Origin of the sequence: Dactylosporangium sp. NPDC051485, from assembly GCF_040682015.1 — a bacterium.
Classification (GTDB): domain Bacteria; phylum Actinomycetota; class Actinomycetes; order Mycobacteriales; family Micromonosporaceae; genus Dactylosporangium.
Genome location: NZ_JBFAZW010000087.1, coordinates 1 through 19,155 on the forward strand (window position 1 = coordinate 1; position 19,155 = coordinate 19,155).

Annotated in this window: 22 protein-coding genes; 12 read left to right on the forward strand and 10 right to left on the reverse strand. The window is 75.7% G+C overall.

The window, feature by feature from the left end; translation table 11 throughout:
• The 3 genes from AB0M46_RS36915 to AB0M46_RS36925 all read left to right on the forward strand — a co-directional run.
• Positions 1-455 (forward strand): class I SAM-dependent methyltransferase (locus tag AB0M46_RS36915; protein ID WP_363343945.1); only part of this gene is annotated, 455 nt, incomplete at its 5' end.
• Positions 425-613: a hypothetical protein gene (locus AB0M46_RS36920; RefSeq protein ID WP_363343947.1), complete on the forward strand. Its 189-nt coding sequence runs from the start codon at positions 425-427 to the stop codon at positions 611-613. The genes AB0M46_RS36915 and AB0M46_RS36920, both read left to right, overlap by 31 nt.
• Before the next feature lie 229 nt (positions 614-842).
• On the forward strand, positions 843-2,168 hold the full coding sequence (locus AB0M46_RS36925) for a glycosyltransferase 87 family protein (protein ID WP_363343949.1): 1,326 nt from the start codon (positions 843-845) through the stop codon (positions 2,166-2,168).
• Here AB0M46_RS36925 and AB0M46_RS36930 read toward each other — a convergent pair.
• Positions 2,116-3,240 carry a Vms1/Ankzf1 family peptidyl-tRNA hydrolase gene (locus AB0M46_RS36930; RefSeq protein ID WP_363343951.1) on the reverse strand — a complete coding sequence of 375 codons (1,125 nt, stop codon included), beginning with the start codon at positions 3,238-3,240 and terminating at the stop codon, positions 2,116-2,118. The two genes, AB0M46_RS36925 and AB0M46_RS36930, sit on opposite strands and share 53 nt — an antisense overlap.
• 190 nt (positions 3,241-3,430) lie before the next feature.
• On the opposite strand from AB0M46_RS36930, the gene AB0M46_RS36935 reads away from it, so the two are divergent.
• Positions 3,431-3,718, forward strand: coding sequence for a YciI family protein (locus tag AB0M46_RS36935; RefSeq protein ID WP_363343953.1), 288 nt, complete (start codon positions 3,431-3,433; stop codon positions 3,716-3,718).
• The gene (locus AB0M46_RS36940) at positions 3,715-4,560 is read left to right on the forward strand and encodes a hypothetical protein (RefSeq protein ID WP_363343955.1); all 846 of its coding nucleotides are present in this window, start codon (positions 3,715-3,717) and stop codon (positions 4,558-4,560) included. The genes AB0M46_RS36935 and AB0M46_RS36940 overlap by 4 nt, the downstream gene beginning before the upstream one ends.
• Before the next feature lie 16 nt (positions 4,561-4,576).
• On the opposite strand, the gene AB0M46_RS36945 is transcribed toward AB0M46_RS36940, so the two are convergent.
• The 4 genes from AB0M46_RS36945 to AB0M46_RS36960 all read right to left on the reverse strand — a co-directional run bounded on the left by AB0M46_RS36945 (position 4,577) and on the right by AB0M46_RS36960 (position 8,127).
• Positions 4,577-5,908 (reverse strand): hypothetical protein, encoded by a 1,332-nt coding sequence (locus AB0M46_RS36945; RefSeq protein ID WP_363343957.1) that lies wholly within the window; start codon positions 5,906-5,908, stop codon positions 4,577-4,579.
• A 130-nt stretch (positions 5,909-6,038) separates the two neighbouring features.
• Positions 6,039-6,617 carry a transcriptional regulator gene (locus AB0M46_RS36950; protein WP_363343959.1) on the reverse strand — a complete coding sequence of 193 codons (579 nt, stop codon included), beginning with the start codon at positions 6,615-6,617 and terminating at the stop codon, positions 6,039-6,041.
• Positions 6,617-7,753, reverse strand: coding sequence for a PEP/pyruvate-binding domain-containing protein (locus AB0M46_RS36955; RefSeq protein ID WP_363343961.1), 1,137 nt, complete (start codon positions 7,751-7,753; stop codon positions 6,617-6,619). The genes AB0M46_RS36950 and AB0M46_RS36955 overlap by 1 nt, the downstream gene beginning before the upstream one ends.
• A complete protein-coding gene (locus AB0M46_RS36960) occupies positions 7,750-8,127 on the reverse strand; it encodes a DNA-binding protein (protein ID WP_363343963.1) in 378 nt (125 codons plus the stop codon). Before AB0M46_RS36960 ends, AB0M46_RS36955 begins: the two co-directional genes overlap by 4 nt.
• Before the next feature lie 78 nt (positions 8,128-8,205).
• Here AB0M46_RS36960 and AB0M46_RS36965 point away from each other — a divergent pair, with 78 nt between their 5' ends.
• Positions 8,206-8,763, forward strand: coding sequence for a hypothetical protein (locus AB0M46_RS36965; RefSeq protein ID WP_363343965.1), 558 nt, complete (start codon positions 8,206-8,208; stop codon positions 8,761-8,763).
• Here the strand turns inward: AB0M46_RS36965 and AB0M46_RS36970 are convergent.
• Both AB0M46_RS36970 and map read right to left on the reverse strand, forming a co-directional pair.
• Positions 8,738-10,177 (reverse strand): fibronectin type III domain-containing protein, encoded by a 1,440-nt coding sequence (locus tag AB0M46_RS36970; RefSeq protein ID WP_363343967.1) that lies wholly within the window; start codon positions 10,175-10,177, stop codon positions 8,738-8,740. The two genes, AB0M46_RS36965 and AB0M46_RS36970, sit on opposite strands and share 26 nt — an antisense overlap.
• A 42-nt stretch (positions 10,178-10,219) precedes the next feature.
• Positions 10,220-11,068 carry a type I methionyl aminopeptidase gene (gene map, locus AB0M46_RS36975; RefSeq protein ID WP_363344041.1) on the reverse strand — a complete coding sequence of 283 codons (849 nt, stop codon included), beginning with the start codon at positions 11,066-11,068 and terminating at the stop codon, positions 10,220-10,222.
• Between the two features lie 99 nt (positions 11,069-11,167).
• Here map and AB0M46_RS36980 point away from each other — a divergent pair, with 99 nt between their 5' ends.
• Both AB0M46_RS36980 and AB0M46_RS36985 read left to right on the forward strand, forming a co-directional pair.
• Positions 11,168-11,710, forward strand: coding sequence for a helix-turn-helix domain-containing protein (locus AB0M46_RS36980; RefSeq protein ID WP_363343969.1), 543 nt, complete (start codon positions 11,168-11,170; stop codon positions 11,708-11,710).
• Positions 11,707-12,903, forward strand: a complete 1,197-nt coding sequence (locus tag AB0M46_RS36985; protein ID WP_363343971.1) for an MFS transporter — start codon at positions 11,707-11,709, stop codon at positions 12,901-12,903. Before AB0M46_RS36980 ends, AB0M46_RS36985 begins: the two co-directional genes overlap by 4 nt.
• A 43-nt stretch (positions 12,904-12,946) precedes the next feature.
• On the opposite strand, the gene AB0M46_RS36990 is transcribed toward AB0M46_RS36985, so the two are convergent.
• Positions 12,947-13,342: a DUF2267 domain-containing protein gene (locus AB0M46_RS36990; RefSeq protein WP_363343973.1), complete on the reverse strand. Its 396-nt coding sequence runs from the start codon at positions 13,340-13,342 to the stop codon at positions 12,947-12,949.
• 184 nt (positions 13,343-13,526) lie between these two features.
• Between AB0M46_RS36990 and AB0M46_RS36995 the strand changes: the two genes are divergently transcribed.
• The 3 genes from AB0M46_RS36995 (at position 13,527) to AB0M46_RS37005 (ending at position 15,667) form a co-directional block, all read left to right on the forward strand.
• A complete protein-coding gene (locus AB0M46_RS36995) occupies positions 13,527-14,099 on the forward strand; it encodes an Hsp20/alpha crystallin family protein (RefSeq protein ID WP_363343975.1) in 573 nt (190 codons plus the stop codon).
• Positions 14,100-14,130: 31 nt separating this feature from the next.
• On the forward strand, positions 14,131-14,946 hold the full coding sequence (locus AB0M46_RS37000) for a DnaJ C-terminal domain-containing protein (protein WP_363343977.1): 816 nt from the start codon (positions 14,131-14,133) through the stop codon (positions 14,944-14,946).
• A 145-nt stretch (positions 14,947-15,091) separates the two neighbouring features.
• Positions 15,092-15,667, forward strand: coding sequence for a DUF308 domain-containing protein (locus AB0M46_RS37005; RefSeq protein WP_363343979.1), 576 nt, complete (start codon positions 15,092-15,094; stop codon positions 15,665-15,667).
• A 68-nt stretch (positions 15,668-15,735) separates the two neighbouring features.
• On the opposite strand, the gene AB0M46_RS37010 is transcribed toward AB0M46_RS37005, so the two are convergent.
• Positions 15,736-17,211, reverse strand: coding sequence for an MFS transporter (locus AB0M46_RS37010; protein ID WP_363343981.1), 1,476 nt, complete (start codon positions 17,209-17,211; stop codon positions 15,736-15,738).
• Positions 17,212-17,296: 85 nt separating this feature from the next.
• On the opposite strand from AB0M46_RS37010, the gene AB0M46_RS37015 reads away from it, so the two are divergent.
• A complete protein-coding gene (locus tag AB0M46_RS37015; protein WP_363343983.1) occupies positions 17,297-18,265 on the forward strand; it encodes an Lrp/AsnC family transcriptional regulator in 969 nt (322 codons plus the stop codon).
• A 178-nt stretch (positions 18,266-18,443) separates the two neighbouring features.
• Here the strand turns inward: AB0M46_RS37015 and AB0M46_RS37020 are convergent, their stop codons facing one another.
• Positions 18,444-19,052, reverse strand: a complete 609-nt coding sequence (locus AB0M46_RS37020; protein ID WP_363343985.1) for a hypothetical protein — start codon at positions 19,050-19,052, stop codon at positions 18,444-18,446.
• Positions 19,053-19,155 lie beyond the last annotated feature (103 nt).

Consider the following 19,155-nt stretch of genomic DNA (forward strand, 5'->3'; position numbering starts at 1 on the left):
GGCCCGGCCGGCACACCGCCGCCCTCGCCGCCCGCGGCCGCCGCGTCCTCGGCGTCGACGTGAGCCCGCAGGCGGTGCGCTACGCCCGGCGGCGCGGCGCCCCGGTGTTGTGCCAGGACCTGTTCCAGCCGCTGCCCGGCGAGGGCGCCTGGCGGGGCGCGCTGCTCGCCGACGGCAACATCGGCATCGGCGGAGACCCGGTCCGGCTGCTGGGCCGGTGCCGCCACCTGCTCGGCCCGGCCGGCGAGGTGCTGGCCGAGCTGGACCCGCCGGGCGCCGGCAGCTGGAGCGGCCCGGTCGCCCTCGCCGGCCCGGGCCGGACCAGCGCCCCGTTCGCGTGGGCGTTCGTCGCGGCCGACGACATCGCCGCGGTCGCCCGGCGGGCCGGGCTGCACGCCACCGAGACCTGGACGGAGGCCGGCCGATGGTTCGCCCGCCTGACCCCGGCGCGCTGATACGCCGCAACCTCGTGCTGCTGCTGGCCCTCGTCGCGGCGGCCGGCGGCGCCTGGGCCACGGTTCGCGTCGCCCGCGAGCGGCGGTGGGCCGATGACGCCGGTCCTCCCATCGCCGGGCCGCGGTCCCTGTCGCCCGCGTCCGGGGGTGGCGGATGATGCCGGTCCTCGGCCCCGCGTCGCCCGGGGGCGGCGGTGCCGATGACGCGGGTCCTCCCGCCGCCGGGCCGCGGTCCCTGTCGCCCGCGTCCGGGGGTGGCGGATGATGCCGGTCCTCGGCCCCGCGTCGCCTGGGGGTGGCGGTGAGCCGATGACGCCGGTTGTCGGCCTACAGCCGGGCCGCGGTTCGCGTCGCCCGCGAGCGGCGGCGCCGAGGAGCCCGGTCATCGTGGCCGCGGCGCTGTGCCTGGCCGCGATCCTGGGCGCGCTGCTGCTGCCGGGCCGCTGGTACCTGCTGTCGTGGCTGCCCTTCGCCGTGGGCGCCCGGCTCGTGCCGCGGGTGGACCGCCGGGCCGCGCTGGTCCTCGTCCTGCTCGGGGCGGTCGTCCTGCCCCTGACCGCCGCGAGCCACCCGCCGGACAGCAGCGACGACGTGTACCGCTACGTCTGGGACGGCCGGGTGCAACTCGCCGGCGTCGACCCGTACCGGTACCCGCCCGCCGCCCCCGAGCTGCACCGCTTCCGCGAGCCCGGCCTGTGGCCGCCGTCGTCGCACTGGTGCGTCGCCGACGGCTGCACGCTCATCAACCGTCCCGCCGTACCGACGATCTACCCGCCGGTGGCCGAGGCGGTGTTCGCCGGCGTGGTCCTGCTGTCGCCGCGATCGGCTCGGCAGCACCCGATGCAGCTCGCGATGGCGCTGTGCGCCGCCCTCGTCGGCGCGCTGCTGTGGCGGGCCCTGGCGGCGCTGGGCCGGGATCCGCGCCGGGCGGTGCTGTGGGCGTGGTGCCCGGCGGTCGCCCTCGAGGCCGGCAACAACGCCCACGTCGACGTCGTCGCGGCCGGCCTGGCCGCCGCCGCGGTCTGGGTGCTGGCCGCCGGTCGCCGCCCGGCCCTCGGCGGTGCACTGCTCGGCCTGGCCGTGGCCACCAAGCTGACCCCGGCCCTGCTGGCCCCCGCCCTGTTGCGCCGCCCGCCCCGCCCGGCGGCGATGGTCGCGCTGTGCGCCGCGGGGGCGCTGGCGGTGGTGTACCTGCCGCACGTGCTGGCCGCCGGCCCCGCGGTGCTGGGGTACCTGCCGGGTTACCTGCACGAGGAGGGCTACGCCGACGGCTCGCGCTTCGCGCTGCTCGATGTCGTCCTGCCCCCGGCCCTGGCCCCCGTGGCCGCGGCGCTCATCGTGGCCGCGACCGCCGTGCTGGCCTGGCGCCGCGCCGGCCCGGACCGCCCGTGGGACACCGCGGCGGCGACGGTGACCGTCACGCTGCTGGTCGCCGCGCCCGCGTATCCGTGGTACACCTTGCTGCTCGTCATGCTCGTGGGCTATGGCGCCCCGGCCGAGTGGCTGGCGGTCGCCCCGGCCGCGTACCTGGCCCAGTTCGCCCCGGACCTGGGCCTGGCCACGGCGACCGCCCAGCGCACCGGCTACGGCCTGGCCCTCCTGGCCATCGCCGCCGGCCTGCTGCGCCGCCGGCCGCGGTCGCTCACGCCATCTCGCCGGGTCACCGGTGGCGGGTCGTGGTGTCGGCGTAGCGCAGCAGCGTGGCGACGCTGATGTCCCCCGGCAGGTCGTCCGGGGCGACGAAGAGCAGGTGGGCGTCGGAGCCGACGATGGCGCGGACCAGGGCGGCGTCGGCGCGGGCCCGCTGCGGGGCGGGGACGCCCATGCCCTCGAGCTCGGCCCGGTCGAACGACAGCTGCAGGGGCTCCGGGCCGATCCACACCCGGCCGGTCGCGGACGGGTCGTCGGCGATCAGGACCGTGTCGGCCTGGCCGCGCTGCAGGGCGTGGACCACGGCCGGGAGGCCGTCGGCGGCGGCGCCGCCGGTGCCGCGGTGGCTGTGGTAGCGGTCGAGCACGCCCGTGGCGGCCTCGGCGGCGCGCTCGGCGACGGCCTCGGCGGTGGCGTCGTCGAGGGCGGCCAGGTCGGCGCCGGGGGCGCGGGCGCCCTCGGTGGTCTGCACGACGCGCTCCTGCCAGTGCTCGGGCAGCTTGGCGACGAGCATGGGGCGGGCCTGCGGGTCGCCGGCGACGACGATGACCTCGGCGCCGCACTGCCAGGCCGCCTCGGCGACCGCGGCGGCCACGTCGCCGGCGTTGCGCTGCCAGGTCACATGGGCGGCCCGCTGGTAGCGCGGGGCCGACCAGCCGCCCGGCTTGCTGCGGTGCATCGGGAACACCTCGCCGCCGGCCACGCTCTCGCGGTGCACGACCCGGCCGGTGCCGACCGCCTCGACGTCGCCGCCGGTGCGGTCCAGCAGCACCCGCACGTACGGGATCCCCTCGCCCAGCTGCGCCAGCAGCGGCATCGCGTGCGGCAGCGGCTCGAACACGGCGATCTGGCGGCGCGGCGGCCCGTCGAGCACGCGCATCAGCTCGACCCGGCCCGCGCAGGCGAACCCCGCAACGCCGCGCGGACCCTCCCGGCCGCGCTCGGCGAGCAGGGCGGCCCCCAGCGCGTCCGCCGTCGCGCGGTCGCACCCGGCCCGCTCCAGCCCGGTGCGCGCGTTGCGCCAGCGCAGCTCGACGGCGGCGGTCACGTCTTCGCGCTGCCGCGTCCCGTCCAGGTACACCGAGGCCCACCGCCCCGGCCGCTCGTACAGGGGGCGCAGGAACGACACGTCCATCTCGTCCTCCTAGCTGGGCTGCACCCGCGAGCCCGCGAGGGGGCGAGCCGGCGGGCGGCGGCTGGACGGCGGCCCTCCCGGGTCACGGCTCGGAGATGTCCGGCACCGTCCGGCCGTGCATCTCTGAGTACCCTCTCCCACCGGCCGCTACCCAAAAATCGCGGCGCGGGGCGGTGGTTAGACTGCCCCGGTGTTCGTCATCACGCTGCGCTACCTGGCCCCGATGGAGCAGATCGACGCCGTCCTGCGCGAGCACCAGGACTGGGTCGACGCGCAGTACGACGACGGGGTCTTCATCGCCTCCGGGCCGCTGGTCCCGCGCACCGGCGGGGTGATCCTGGCCGCCGGCCTGCCGCGGGAGCGGCTGGAGGCACTCCTGGAGACGGACCCGTTCCGGCGGCTGGAGCTGGCGGAGTACTCCGTCGTGGAGTTCGCGCCGCGCCGGGTGGCCGCCGGGCTGGAGCGCCTGCAGGGGTGACGACGCCGGAGTACTGGGGCGCGCGGACCGTCCGGGTCGAGGGCGGCCTGCGGGCCCGCAGCACGCGCGGGGCGATCGGCGAGAGCTGGTGGTCCAAGCGCTTCCTGGCCGTGCTCGAGTCCTTCGCGCTCGGCACCCGCCTGACCCGGGGCCGCAACTACGCGCGGGCCGGCCAGGTGCTGCGCCTGGACGTCGCGCAGGGCCTGGTGACGGCCAGCGTGCAGGGCTCGCGCCCGAAGCCGTACGAGGTGTCGATCGGCCTCGCTGCCTTTCCCGACGCCGTCTGGTCCGCGGTCGAGCAGGCCCTGGCGGCCGAGGCCCTCGGCGCCGCCAAGCTGCTGTCCGGCGAGCTCCCGCCGCACGTCGAGGACGTCTTCGGGGCGGCCGGGGCCCCGCTGTTCCCGGCCCGCTTCGCCGACCTCGCGATGCGCTGCTCGTGCCCCGACCAGGCCGTCCCGTGCAAGCACCTGGCCGCCGCGTGTTACCTGCTGGCCGAGCGTTTCGACGCCGACCCGTTCCTCATCCTGCTCTGGCGCGGCCGCACCCGCGACGCCCTCCTGACGGCGCTGCGCACCCTGCGCGGCGGCGGGGAGGGCGAGCCCGACCCCGGCGAGGCCTCCGCCGCCGACGTCGTTTCCCCCGTCGGTACCGCGAGTGCCCTGGCCGGCCTGACGGAGCCGGACGTGGAGATCGAGCGCTTCTGGCTCCCGCCGGTCCCGCTGAGCGACCCGGCCCCGTCGTACGTCACCGAGCGCGACCTCCTGCTGCGCCAGCTCCCTACCCCGCCCCCGGAGCTCGGCGGCCCGGAGGTCCTGCGCACCCTGCGCCGCTGGTACCGCTGATCCGCCGCCGCGGCGCTCAGGAGCCCGATCGCGGCGAGCCCAGCGCGGCGAGCGCCGCCAGGTAGCGGGGCGGGACCACGTTCGGGGCGTCACCGCGGAACGCGGCGCCGACCTCGGCGTCGGCCGGCAGGCTCGGCACCTCGGCGGCGAGGGCCTTCACGATCGGGGTGTCGCGCCAGTCGGGGTGCTCGGTGAGCAACCGCAGGGCGACGAGGGACTCCTCGATCTCGCCGACGCACTCGAAGGGCTTGTGCGCGGTGAGGCCCATGAGTTCGCGGTACCCCGGCAGCTGCGTCAGATCCGAGAACACGTCGGCGCCGAAGATGTGCAGCAGGCGCTCCCGGCCGGTGAAGGGGGCCAGGGCCAGGAAGACGAACCGGCACTTCGGGCAGTGCCCGCACCACCGGTCGCTGGCGCCGGTCAGCTTGAACGCCGCGTTGCAGCTGGTCACCACCTCGTCGTAGGCGGTGAACTTGGCGAACAGGGCGGCGATGTGCAGCTCGGACAGGCCGCGCAGCAACGAGAAGTACGCATCCTGGAGCCCCGCGTGCGACAGCAGCGCCTCCCGCAGGTGCACCTCCGCCGGCAGCCCCTTCGACCACTGGTGGTTGATGTCGCGGCCGAGCCAGTTGAGATTCGGTACCGAGGCGGAGCTCTCGTTCGACATGACCACCGGGCCGAGGCCGTGCATGAGCGAGGCCGCGACGGCGATGAGCGAGTTGATCGCGGTGACCGGGATGTGCCCGTTGTAGGCGCCGGCCTCGTTGAGCTCGCGCATCCGCGGGTCGAGCCGGCGGCGCACCTCGCGCACCGGCTGCGGCGACACCGCCATCACGCTGCGGATGATCGCGTTGGGGTTCACGGCGAACAGCACCGGGTCGAGCCCGGCCCGCTGCAGCGCCTCCATGGTCACGATCGAGTCCTTGCCGCCCCCGACCGCGGCCAGCGGCGGCCCGGACGGCACGTGCCGCCAGTCGGCCGGCTCGGCGAACCGGGCCGCCTCGATCGGGAGCTCGAGCACGTACTCCAGCTTGTTGCGGTACGCGAACTCGCCCAGCCCGTCGTGGTAGAGCGCCCGGACCCACGGCAGCGCGCCCTCGGCGAGCGCCACCCCGTCCAGCTCGACCCTCGGCGGCGCGGCGATCTTGTAGTAGGACGTGGAGGCGGCGACGTACAGCAGGTCGAGCACCCGCTCCAGGGCCGGGTGCGCGACGGACGGCGGCCCGAAGTCGACGGTCTCGGTGAGGACCAGGTCGCCGAGCGCGTAGTGGAAGCGCGCCACGCCGGTCGAGGGGTCGAACTCGCGCCCCGGGAACCGCAGCGCCTCGACCTGCTCCCACGCGTTCAAGCCCTGGCTCCGTCCGATCGGATGTCCGTTACCAACGCGCAATGGTAACGTTCGGCCGGCCGCGATCCGTTTTGCGCCGATATGTGATCGGTGCCGGTCCGGTCCGGTGTTGCCGGCCCCGGTGCGGTGGTCAACGGGTGATGCCGAGGGTGGCGATGAGGTCCTCGTGCAGCTCGAACCAGACCTTGTGGCACGAGTCGACCTCGATGCCGGTGATCCATGCCGGGTCGTCGGAGGCCCGGGCCAGCGCGGTGGTGAACCGGTCGTGATAGCCGGCGAACCGGCTCAGGCGCTCGGCGAGGGGCCGTTCGAGGTCGCGCAGTTCGCCGGCGAGGCCGGCGAGATCGTGGAAGGTGCCGGCGGGGCTGCCCGGGCTCAGCTGCCACGCGGTGAAGATCCGCGACGCTCGGGCGTTGCGCGGCAGGAACTGTTCGTGCACGGCGGTGACGGTCCCGCGGGCGCCGGTGCGGTCGAGCTCGTCGCGCAGCTGTGCCTCGTTGTGCCGGTACCCGGCCTGGGTGAGTGACCATCCGGCCAGGTCGGCGAAGGAGGATCGGCTGACCCGGCCGTGTGCCTGGGCGTCCAGGAGGTCCTCGCGGGTCCGGTCGGTGTCGAGGCCGAACCGGCCGGCGACGGCGGCGGTGCCGGCGAACCCCTTGAGCCGCACCGCGTGGAGCACGAGCAGGTCGGCCGGGGACGGGTGGGTCATCAGGCAGATCCTTCGGTGACGGTGCCGGCGGTGCCGTCGACGGTGACGATCGCGCCGTCGGTCAGGGTGGCCATCGCCCGGCCGGCGCCGACGACGGCGGGGATGCCGAACTCCCGCGCGACGATGGCGGCGTGGCTGAGCACGCCGCCGGTCTCGGTGACGACGGCGGCGGCGAGGCGGAACAGCGGGGTCCAGGCCGGGTCGGTGGTCCGGCACACCAGGACGTCGCCGCGCCGGACGCTGGCGAAGTCGTCGACCGAGCGCACCGGCCGGGCCGGTCCCTTCGCCCGGCCGGGGCTGCTGGGCACGCCGGTGACCAGCGGGGGTGCGCAACGCCGGCCATCCGGGGCCGCCGGCGGGCCGAGGGCGGTGATCGGCCGCGACTGCAGCAGCCAGATCCGGTCGCCGTCGATGGCCCACTCGACGTCCTGGGGCCGGCCGAAGAGCTCCTCGCATCGCCGGCCGAGCGCGACGAGGCGGTGCACCTCGTCCGGCGTCAGGCAGTGGCGGTCGCGGTCCGTCGCGGGCACGAGCGTGCGGACGAGGCCTTCCTCGCGCAGGTCGAGCCGGGTCTGCTTGGCCCCGACGCCGACCCGGACGGTGTCCGCGGGTGCGGTCACGACGACCTCGTCGGGCACCACGGCGCCGGCGACGACGGACTCGCCGAGGCCCCAGGACGCGTTGATCACCACCGCGTCGGCGCCGGTGCGCGGGTCGCGGGTGAACAGCACGCCCGCGCGGTCGGCGGCGACGAGCTCCTGGACGATCACCGGCACCTCGGCCTCGGCGTCGAGGCCGAGGTGGGCCCGGTAGCTGCGGGCCCGGTCCGTGCGGGCCGAGGCCGCGCAGCGCCGGACGGCGGCCAGCACCTCGTCGCGGCCCCGGACGCCGAGGACGGTCTCCAGCTGCCCGGCGAAGGACGCCGCCGCGGAGTCCTCGGCCAGCCCCGACGAGCGCACCGCGACGGCCGGGCCGCGCAGCAGGCCCAGGTGATCCCCGATCGCCTCGGCGTCGCCGGTCGGGTCGACGACGACGAACCCGGCCGGGACGGGCAGGCCGGCGCGCAGCAGGACGGCGAGCCCGTGGGCCTTGCCGCCGCACGCGGGGCCGGCGTCGGCCAGCGCAACGACGCTCACGGGCCGGCTTCCTCGCCGAGGCGGGCCAGCACGCGCTCGTGCCGCTGCTGTGCCGCCTGGGCGGTGCGCAGCCCCAGCGGCTGCGCGACCTGGGCCCAGGTGAGTCCCTCGGCGCGGGCGACGAACAGCAGCCCCGCCTCGAGCTGGTCGAGCTCGGCGCGGGCCGACGCGAGCAGGGTGATCGCGGCCAGCAGGTCGTCGGGCAGCTCCAGCGCGCCGCGGTCGGTGCCGGCCCGCCACAGCGCCTGGCGGATCAGCGTGAACGCGTCGTGTGGCTGGCCGTCGGCAAGCCAGGGCAGCCGCGGCAGGTCGTTCCCGCCGCGGCCGGTCAGCCGGGCCAGGGCCCGCCGCTCGTCCGATCCTTCGTCGTGCATGGCCCCAGCCTGGTCTTCAACAATCTGTTTGTCAACAAGCTGTTGAAGTGCTCGGCCGTGGCGGGTTATGGTCGGGCCTTGCACACCGCTCTCGTGCTCGACATCGATGGCGTCGTCTGCCCGGCGTCGGGGTCCAGCCCGTTCGGCGCCCTCGTCGAGGTCGGTGTCGTCCTGCGGCCGGTGCGCGTCGCGCCGGCCCTGTGCGCGGCGCTCGCCGGCCTCGGCGCCTTGCCCGGCGTCACCCCGCTCTGGCTCACCAGCTGGCTGCCGCAGGCCCGCCGGGCCATGCGCGGGCCGTTCCCCGGGCGGGACTGGGAACAGGCCGAGGTGCTCCCGGCCGGCGACGCGTGGCCCAAGCTGCCGGCGCTGCTCGCGTGGCTGGCCCGCAACCCGCATGTCACGCGGGTCGCCTGGGCCGACGACGACCTTGGCGGCACCGCACCCCCGGACCGCGCCCGGCACTGCGCCGGGGAGCTGTCCCGCCTCGGCGTCGACGCCCTGCTGATCGCCCCCGCTGCCGCGCACGGGCTCGGCCCGGATCACCTCACGTGCCTGCGACGCTGGTTGCCGCGCGACGGCACCCCCGAGCCGCGGCGGCGGGCCCGCGGCGTTACGGGGCGGCCAGGAACGGGGTGATCACGTCGACCGGGCCGGTCGCCGGGGACTCGTCGCCGTTCGCGTCGAGCGCGGTCAGGCGGTACTGGTGGCGCTCGGCGCCGCGGGTGCGCAGGGTCACGGCGCTGCCCTGGTACGTGCCGACCACCGCGGCGCCGTCGTACAGGCGGTAGGCCAGGCCGGGGGACGGGGTCCAGGACAGCGGGACGTCGGCGTCGTAGGTGCCGGCGATCGTGGGCTGGGCCGCGTGGAAGCCGGCCGGGGCCGCCGGGCGGCCGGCCTGCCCCGGCAGCGTGGTCACGGTCAGCGGCGCCGAGGCGGGCGTGTCGGCGCAGCCGGGCAGCGAGCCGACCACGCGCAGGGTGTGCTGGGAGGCCGGCGCGAGGCCCGTGAGCACCGCGGCCGGGTCGGTGACCGTGGCGACGGCGACGGCGCCGTCGAGCACCGTGTAGGAGCCGGCGGTCGACTCGAGGGTCCAGTCCAGGCGCAGGGTCGAGGCGGTGACGGCGGTGGCGGTCACCCGGGAGGGCGGCGGCGGGCCGGCCGGGCACGGGGTGGTCGAGGGGGACAGGACGGTGCTGTGGTCCGACTCGTTGCCGGCCACGTCCAGCGCCGCCACGGTGAAGCGGTGCGCGGTGTTGTGGAACAGGCCGGTGACCGTCGCCGACGGGGTCCAGGTCGTGGCGACCAGGTAGGCGCCGTCGTAGACCGCGTACTGGTGGATGTAGGAGCCGTCGGACGGCCCCGACCAGGTCAGGCCGATCGAGCGGTCGGCCTGGGCGGTGACGGCGAGGTTGCGCGGCGCGGCGGCCGCGTTGGTCGCGCCGGGCAGCGTGCGGGTGGTGGCGTAGCCGACCGTCGGGTTGCGCGGGTCGCAGTTTACGCGGCGCAGGGCGATCGCGTAGGCGGTGTCGGGGGTGAGGCCGCCGACGCGCAGGCTCGTGCCGCCCACCACGCCGTAGTCGCGGCCGTTGACCGCCAGGGCGAGCTGCGGCGACGACCGGCCCACCGACCAGCGCACCGACAGGGCGGAGGACGTCACGTCGAAGACGGTGAGCGGCGCGGGCTCGTCGCACTGGGGCGCCATGCCGGGCGTCCACGTCGTCCCCGTGAACGGCGCCGACGGGGGCGACTCCACGCCGGTCGGGGAGACCGCGGTCACCGTGTAGGTGTGGGTGGTGTTGACGCCGATGTACTGCATCGGGGCCGACGTCGTCGCCGTGCGCCGCACGACCGCGCCGCCCTCGTGGACGCGGAACGACGCGACCGCGGGGCCGCCCGCCGGCTGGCGCCAGGACAGGGCGATGCCGGTGGCGGCGACCGAACCGGTCAGGTCGGCCGGCGCCAGCGGAACCGGGCCGGCAGCGGCGGCCGCGGTGCCGGTGCTCACGACGAGCACGGCCAGGGCGGCGACCGGGGCGACGAGCATGCGCATCGACGATCCTCTCTGCGGGACGCCGAAAAACGGTAAACAAAGTTACCTGTTCATGTCAACGTCCCGAACCGGACCACTCGCTGCGGCAGGCTTCCTGGTGGGGTCGGCCGAGGTGGCGCCGTGCGTGGGGCGGCGGGTCAGGACCCGGGGGCCGGACGGCGTGACGGCGACCGTGTGCTCGGAGTGGGCGGTGCGCGAGCCGTCGGCGGAGCGGATCGTCCAGCCGTCCTTGTCGTACCTGATCTTGTCTGTGGAGCGGCAGAACCAGGGCTCGATGGCGATGGTGAGGCCGGGGTCGAGCTTCATGCCGCGGCGGGCGCGGCCGTTGTTGGACACGTGCGGGGCCTCGTGCATGGTGCGGCCGATGCCGTGGCCGCCGAACTCGGCGTTGACGCTGTAGCCGTAGGAGCGGGCGACCTCGCCGATCGCGGCGGAGATGTCGCCGAGGCGCCCGCCGGGCTGGGCGGCGGCGATGCCGGCCTCCAGTGCGGCCTCGGTGGCCTCGACCAGCTTCAGGTCGGCCGGGTCGGGGGTGCCGACGATGACGGAGAGCGCGGAGTCGGCGACCCAGCCGTCGATGCCGACCGCCATGTCGATGCTGAGCACGTCACCGTCGCGCAGCACGTAGTCGTGCGGCAGGCCGTGCAGCACCGCGTCGTTGACCGACAGGCACAGCACGTTGCGGAACGGGCCGCGGCCGAACGACGGGGCGTAGTCCCAGTAGCAGGACTGTGCGCCGCGTTCCTTGATCCGGCGGCGGGCGTGGTGCTCGAGGTCCATCAGGTTGACGCCGACCGCGGCGACGCCGCCGAGCTCGGCGAGCAGCTCGCCGACGAACTGGCCGGTTACCGCCATCCGGCCGATCTCCTCGGCGGACTTGAGCTCGATCACGACAGCCTCCCGTTCCATGCGAGGTATTTTTATACCACGCCGGGCCGGGGCCGCCGCGGGGGGTTGAGAATAAGTCTTTGCATAGATATCTTCTCATGCGTGCGAATCCTGACTGATGTCGATGCGCTCAAGGCGCTCGCGCATCCGCTGCGCCAGCAGATGCTCACGCGGCTGCAGCGGGCCGGTTCGGCCACCTCCGCGGAGCTGGCCGTCGAGTTCCAGGTCGACCGCGGGGCGGCCAGCTACCACCTGCGGCAGCTGGAGCGGTACGGGTTCATCGAGGAGGACGCCGGGCGCTCGGCCGGGCGGCGCAGGTACTGGCGGGCGATCCCCCAGGACGTGCGGCTGCCGCGCCGGGCCGAGGACCCCGAGGTGGCGGCGGCCGCGGACGAGATCGGGCGGCAGTGGCTGGCGCGGGCCGAGCGGGAGCTGGCCGGGTACCTGGCCGACCGGGACGCGTTCGGCGCGTTCGCCGATGCCGCCCAGCACTCGTTCGGCAGCACCGTGCTCACCGAGGCGGAGCTGACGCAGTTCGCCGAGGAGTACATCGCCCTGCTCTCGAAGTGGCACCGCGAGCCGGACCGCGCCTCGCCCGGCGGCCGGCCCATCTCGGTGGTCTTCCACGCGTTCCCGACGCCGTGACCGCGCTGTGGCGCAACCGGGACTTCACCGTCCTGTGGGGTGGCCAGGTCGTCTCCACGCTCGGCGCCCAGGTGAGCGGGACCGCCATGCCGCTGCTCGTGCTCGCCACCACCGGGTCGCCGGCCGACGCCGGGCTGGTCGGGGCGGCCGGCACGCTGCCGTTCCTCGTCGCCAACCTGCCGGCCGGGCCGCTGGTGGACCGGTGGGACCGGCGGAAGGTCCTGCTGGTCAGCGAGGTGGTGGCGGGGCTGGCGATGGGCAGCGTGCCGGTCGCGATGTGGCTCGGGGTGCTCACCGTCACGCAGCTCGTGGTGGCCGCCTTCGCGCAGGGGCTGTGCCTGGTGTTCTTCGGGCTGGCCGAGCGGGCCGCGCTGCCGCTCATCGTGCCGGCCGCGCAGCTGCCCACCGCGATCGCGCAGAACGAGGCGCGCGGGCGCGGGGCGGGGCTGGCCGGGCCGCCGCTGGGCGGGCTGCTGTTCGGGCTCGGCGCGGCGCTGCCGTTCCTGGCCGACGCCGTCTCCTACGCGCTGTCCGCGATCGGGCTGCTGTTCGTGCGCAGGCGCCTGAACGGCGGGGCGCCGCCCGAGGACGGCGGCGCGCCGCCCGAGCCGTTGCTGCGGGCCGCCCTCACCGGCCTGCGGTGGGTCTGGCGGCACCCGTTCGTGCGGACCGCGATCCTGCTCATCGCGGCGAGCAACCTGGTCTTCCAGGCGCTGCTGCTGGTCCTCGTGGTGCTCGCCCAGCGCCGTCACGCCGGGCCGGGCGGCGTGGGGCTGATGCTCGGCATCTACAGCGGCGGCGGGCTGGCCGGCGCGCTGGCCGCGGCCCGGCTGCACCGACACCTCACGGCGCGGACCGTCATCGTCGGCGTCAACTGGGTCTGGGCGGCGCTGCTGCCGCTGTTCGCCGTCGCCGCCGGGCCGGTCCAGATCGGCCTGGTCGGTGCGGCGTGCGCCTTCGTCGGTCCACTGTGGAACGTCGTGGTGGTCGCCGAGGCGACCCTCCTGGTGCCCAACGAGCTCCTGGGCCGGGTCACCGGCGCGGCCATGACGATGTCGTGGGGAGTCATGCCGCTGGCGTCGCTGCTCGGGGGGTACCTCACCAGCTCCCTCGGCCCGGTCGGCGCCCTGTGGCCGCTCGAGGCGGTGCTGATCGCGGCCGCCGTAGCGGCACTCAGGACGAGGATGGCATGACGCGGGGGAGCGCCCCGTGCGCTCCCCCTGACACGGGATGGGCTCAGACCGGTAGCAGCGAGGCGTCGGCCTCGGTCAGGACGAGCACGTCGCTGGTCAGCGGCGCGTAGACGCGGCGCAGCAGGGCCGGGTCGCAGGCGCTGGCCACCACGGCGAACACGGCCCGGGCCAGGCGCTGCGCGGCGGCCGGCGCGACATCGGCGCGCGCCGCGACGTCGGCGAGGAAGTCCACGTGTACCTCCTGGTCGTAGAGGTGCTGGAAGGACCACAACGGCTCGGCCAGCGTCGGCGGCAGCTCGGCGGCCAGCTGGTGCACCCAGCCGTCGGGCAGGCGGTTGGCCAGCGCGTGCAGCACGCCGTGCAGGGCGCGCCGGGCGCGCTCGGGGTCGGTAATGCCGGTCTTGTCGCGTACCTCCGCGATGAACACGTCTTCGTACATGCCGCGAACGCTGCCGGGCGTCCAGGTGAGCGGCCATCACTCGGCGCGGACGGGGCGGTGGCGCGAGCCGGGTCACCCGCTCCGGGTGGGACCGCCTCACCCGCGCCTCGCCCAGCATTGCGGCGTACCTGCAGCTCAGCCTTGTGCTCAGCCGGCCGGGGCCCGCGCTTTTGGAGGCGTCACCATGACACTGCTGGTCACCCATCCCCGCCGGTCGCTGGGCATGCCCGTGACGGTCGGCGCGCCCGTCGACGTCGAGGAGACCGGCGACGTGTTCCGCATCGAGCTGGACCTGCCCGGCGTGGCCGCACACGACGTCCAGATCGAGCTGCGCGAGAGCGAGATCCGGGTGTTCGGCACCTTCGGCGAGCGGCGCCGGGAGGGGATGCTGCGCCACCACGCGCGGCGGACCGGCGAGTTCGAGTACCTCGTCGGCCTGCCCGGCGGCGTGGAGGCCGAGACGGTGACGGCGGACCTGGACGGCGGCGTGCTCACGATCGTGGCGCCCAAGGCGCGCGGCCAGCAGGCCCGCCGCATCGAGCTCGAGCCGCCCGGCGCCAGGAAGGCCCACACCAGGAAACCGGAAGCGACGGTCACCGACGCCACGATCCCCGACGAGGGCAGTCCCGGCATCGTGACACCCGACAATCCGGCGGCGGCGGCCAAACAGATGAAGGAGGGCCAGTCGCGGCCCGGTGCGGCCGGGCCGTCCGGCACCGGCAGCACGGGCCAGGTCGGCCGCACCTCGATGGGCTGACCCGACCGGCCTCCCGAGAGGACGGGCCGTCATGGCCGTCGGCGTCCGCGACCCCTACGAGGTGCTCGGCGTGGCCCGGGGCGCGGGGCGGGATGAGATCCAGCGCGCGTACCGGCGCCTGGCCCGGCTCCACCACCCGGACGTCAGCGCCGAGCCGGGCGCGGAGGAGCGGTTCAAGGAGATCACGGCGGCGTACCGGGTGCTGGCCGACCCGAAGCGACGGCGCGAGTACGACGCGGGGCGGCGCAGTCATCAGCGGTACCACGGCGGCATCGACATCGACCTGTCGGGCGGGCTGTTCCGTGGTGCGCGCGGCGCCGACGCCCGGGCCGAGCTCACCATCGGCGTGGAGACCGCCTACACCGGGGGGCGGCGGCGGGTCACGCTGCCGGGCCCCGCGGGACGGCCGAGACAGTACGACGTGGACGTGCCGGCCGGCGTCGTCGAGGGCGAGCGGCTGCGGCTGCCCGGCCAGGGCGCGCCCGGCACCCGGGGCGGGCCGTCCGGCGACCTTCTCCTGGTCGTACGGCTGGCTCCGCACCCCCGGTTCAAGGTGTCCGGCCGCGACGTCATGGTCGAGGTGCCGCTCAGCCCGTGGGAGGCCGCGCTCGGCGCGGTCGTGCCGGTCGGGCTGCCGACCGGGCCGCTGCGCCTGGACGTGCCTCCGGGCTCGTCCTCGGGCCGCCGCCTGCGCCTGCGCGGGCAGGGGCTGCCCAACCCGCACGGTCCGGCCGGGGACCTGTTCGCGGAGATCCGCATCGTAGTGCCGGAGCGGCTCACCCCCGGCGAGCGTGCCCTCTACCGGTCGCTCGCCCGCGAGTCGCCCTTCGACGCCCGCCTCACATGAACCCGCCGTCACACATGAACCCGCCTCATACATAACCCGCCTCACATAGAAACCCGCCTCACATGACCCGCCTTACATAGTTCGCGGAGCGAGCGGGACGCACCGCCCGCGAAGCGAGCGGGACGAACATTCTGGAGGGGATCACATGCTCAAGAGGGAAGCTTGGCTGATCGGCATCCGCGGTGTGCTGGCGATCCTGTTCGGCATCCTCGCGGTGATCTGGCCCGGCGTCACGGTGATCGCGCTGGCCCTGATCTTCGGCATCTTCGCCATCGTCACCGGGGTGGAGCAGCTCGTGCACGCCGTCCGCCCGACGCCCGGCCCGTCGAACGTGGTGACCGGATTCGCCGACGGCACCAGCCCGCGGCTGGCCCGGGGCGTGGCCGGCGTGGTCGGCATCGTGCTCGGCGTGATGGCCATCGTCTGGCCGGGCCTCACCGCCGTGGTGCTCGCCATCCTGGTCGGCGCCTGGGCGGTGGTGACGGGCCTGTCCGACCTGTGGCTGGCCACCCGCCAGCACGGCGGCTGGTCGCTCGCGCTCATCGGCGCGCTCGCCATCGTGGCCGGCCTGTTCATCATGATCCGGCCGGCCGCCGGTGCGCTGGCTATCGCCTGGGCGATCGGGATATACGCGATCGTCAGCGGCGTGCTGCTGCTGGTCGCCGCCTACCAGCTCACGCACCAGGGCACGGGCCGCGGGCACATGGCCGCGGCGCACTGACGGCCCGGGGCATTGCGGGCGGCGCGGCCGGCAAGCGCAGGCCGCGCCGCCCGCGAGCCGTTGCGGCGTTACGGTGCCGCCGGCTCAGCGGGGCTGTCCGCGGCGGGGCGGTCCATGGCGGGGCGCAGCAGGAGCAGGACGACCAGCCCGGCGACGCCGGCCAGGGCCGCGCTGGCCAGGAAGATGCGGTCCAGCCCGGCGGCGTAGGCGGCGCGCAGCGCGGCGGCCGGGGCCGTGCCGAGCAGCTCGCGGTAGCCGCCGCCGGTCAGGCGCCGGCCGGCCGGGTCGTCGCCGAGCACCTCGCCGGCCCGGCCGGCGACGACGGTGGCGAAGACGGGCAGGGCCAGGGCGTAGCCGAGCTGGCGGAACGTGTTCGACGCGCCGTTGGCCATGCCGGCCCGCTCCGGCGGCACCACCGACAGGGTCGCCGACGCCAGCACCGGCGTGCTCAGCCCCACCCCGACGCCGGTCACGCACAGGCCCGGGGCCAGCGCCGCCCAGCCGGAGTCCGGCCCGACCAGCATGCACAGCGCGGTGCCCGCGGCGACCAGCAGCAGGCCCCAGCCGATGCTGTGCCGCGGCGCCACCCCGTGCAGCAGCCGCCCGCCGGCCCCGGCGACCACGAACGCGACCACCGCCATCGGGGCCAGCACCAGGCCGGCGGCCATCGCCCCGAGGCCGAGGACGGACTGCGCCCACAGCGAGACGAACACCAGGTTGGCGAAGGCGGACGCGTTCATCGCCGCCGCCCCGAACATCAGCGCGGCGAAGGACGGCCGGCGAAACAGCCGCAGGTCCAGCATCGGCTCCGGGCGGCCGCGCTCGATCAGGACGAACCCGGCGGCCGCGGCGGCACCGGCGGCGAGCGCGGCGACGGTCCACCGGTCCGACCAGCCGTCGGCGCCGGCGCGGATGAGGCCGTACACCACCAGCGCCGAGGCCACCGTGAAGCTCACGACGCCGGGCGCGTCGACGCGGCCCGAGTTGCGGCCCCGCCCGCCCGGCAGCGCGGTGCGGGCCAGCACCGCGGCGACGGCCGCGATGGGCAGGTTGACCAGGAAGATGGAGCGCCAGCCGGCGTGCTCGGTGAGCAGGCCGCCGAGGATCGGGCCGGCCGCGGCGGCGGCCCCGTTGGCCGCGCCCCACACGCCGAAGGCCACCGAGCGGTCCCGGCCCGTGTACGTCAGGCCGAGCAGGGCGGCGTTCGTGGCGTACATGGCGGCCGCGCCCAGGCCCTGCACGCCCCGGGCGGCGATGAGCACCCCGGCGCCGGGGGCCAGCCCGCAGGCCAGCGACGCGGCGGCGAAGACCACCAGGCCGGTGACGAAGACCCGCCGGTGGCCGAGCCGGTCCGACAGCGAGCCGGCCGCCATGAGCAGCGCGGCCAGCACCAGGACGTACAGGTCCACGGTCCACTGCAGCGCGGCGAACGACGAGTGCAGCTCCCGGGCCAGGTCCGGGGCGGCGACGCTGACGATCGTCAGATCGATCAGCAGCATGAAGGTGCTCAGCGAGACCGTGAGCAGGGGGAGCCATTTGCGCATGATCGCCACCGTGCCGTTCGCCCGGCCCGGGCGGCGGTTCCGCGACCGTTTCCGGCGGAATCCGGCACACTGCTACGGTCTGGCGGTGGATCCACTCACGATGGACGAGCTCGACCGCGCCCTCGCGCACGCGCTGCAGGTCGACGGGCGGGCCCCGTTCAGCCGGATCGCCGAGGTGCTCGGCACCTCCGAGCGCACCCTCGCCCGCCGGTACCAGCGGCTGCGCTCCGCCGGCGCGCTGCGCGTCGTCGGCCTGCCGCACGCCGCCGCGATCGGCGCCGTGGACTGGATGGTGCGGATGCGCTGCACGCCCGACGCCGCCGGCCCGGTCGCGCACGCCCTCGCGCGGCGGGCCGACACCTCCTGGGTGACGATCATGTCCGGCGGCACCGAGATCAACTGCATCACCCGGACCCGGCGGGCGGCCCGCGAGAGCGAGCTGCTGCTGCAGAAGCTGCCCCGCGCGCCCCGCGTCACCGACGTCTCCGCGCACTGCATGCTGCGCGTGGTGGCCGGGGTGGGCGGCTGGCCGGGCCGCACCGCCGCGCTGGATGCGGCCCAGATCGCCGCACTGCGGCCGCAGGACGGACCGCCCGCGCGCCCGGTCACGCCCAGGGCGGCCGACGAGGCCCTGTTCGCGGCCCTCGCGCGCGACGGGCGGGCCGCGCTGCCGGCCCTCGCCGCGGCCACCGGCTGGTCGGAGACGACGGTGCGCCGGCGCCTCGAGGAGCTTCGCCAGGGCCGGATCCTGTACTTCGACGTCAACGTCGATCCGGTGCTGTTCGGCTACACCGCGCAGGCCGCGCTCTGGCTCACCGTCGCCCCGTCGGCGCTCACCCCGGTGACCGAGGCCCTCGCCCGGCACCCGCAGATCGCGTGCGCCGCCGCCGTCACCGGGCCGGCCGGCGTCGCCGCGGTCGTCGTGTGCCGGGACCTCGACGCGCTGTACGAGTACCTGGCCGAGGGCGTCGGCGGCCTCGACGGCGTGCTCTCGGCCGAGCTGGCCCCGATGATGCGGCTGGTCAAGGGGGCGGGCGCGCTGCTGCTGCCGTGACGGGGCAGTGGTGGCCCGCCGCCGGCGCCGCGGCCCTGGAGGGTGGCCTCGCCCGCTGCGAGTCCGGAAGCCGGCCACTGCGTCGGCCCGGACCTCGGCCGGCCGGTCATCTCGTATTCATCCGGCCCGCCGGGGTGGGCGACGGCCCGCCGGGTCGGTGACGGGCCGGCGGCAACCGTCAGTTCGGGCGCAGCGGGCGGCCCTGGCCGTCGACCGGGCGGCCGGCGAGGATCATGATGCCGTCGATGACGAACCACAGCCACAGGCCGCCGGTGACCAGGAACGGGACCAGCAGGAAGAAGCCGCAGATGAAGGCGACCCAGCCGACCGCGATGCTCAGGATCAGCTGCGTCACGCCGAGGGCGATGTTGCCCGCGTAGAGCCGGCCGATGCCGCCGATGGCGAAGAACAGGGCCGGGAGCAGCTGCAGCAGGCCGGCGATGAGCTTGGTCTTGTCGGAGTACGGCTGGCCGGTCAGCGGGTCGTAGGCGGGCGCCATGCCGAAGGGCTGGGCATAGCCGGGCTGGGCGTAGCCGGGCTGCGCGTAGGGGTTCTGACCGTAGGGGCCGTAGCCGCCCGACGTCGGCGCGCCCGAGACGGGAGGCATCTGGTAGGCGGTGTTGTACGGCTGGCCCGACGCCGGCGGGCTCGACATCGGCGGCGGCAGGGCGGGCTGGCCATAGGGGTCCGACTGGTTGTAGGGCACCGGTTGGCCGTACGGCGACGGTTGGCCGTACGGATCCTGCTGCCCATACGGATTGGGGGATCCATACGGTGGCTGCGTCATGACGTGCAGGCTACAACGCTTGCCCGGCACTTTCCGCCCCCGCATCGGCTGTGACGCGGTCGACGGCGCGCCCGGCTTCCCTGGCCAGGGCGTGGCCCAAAAG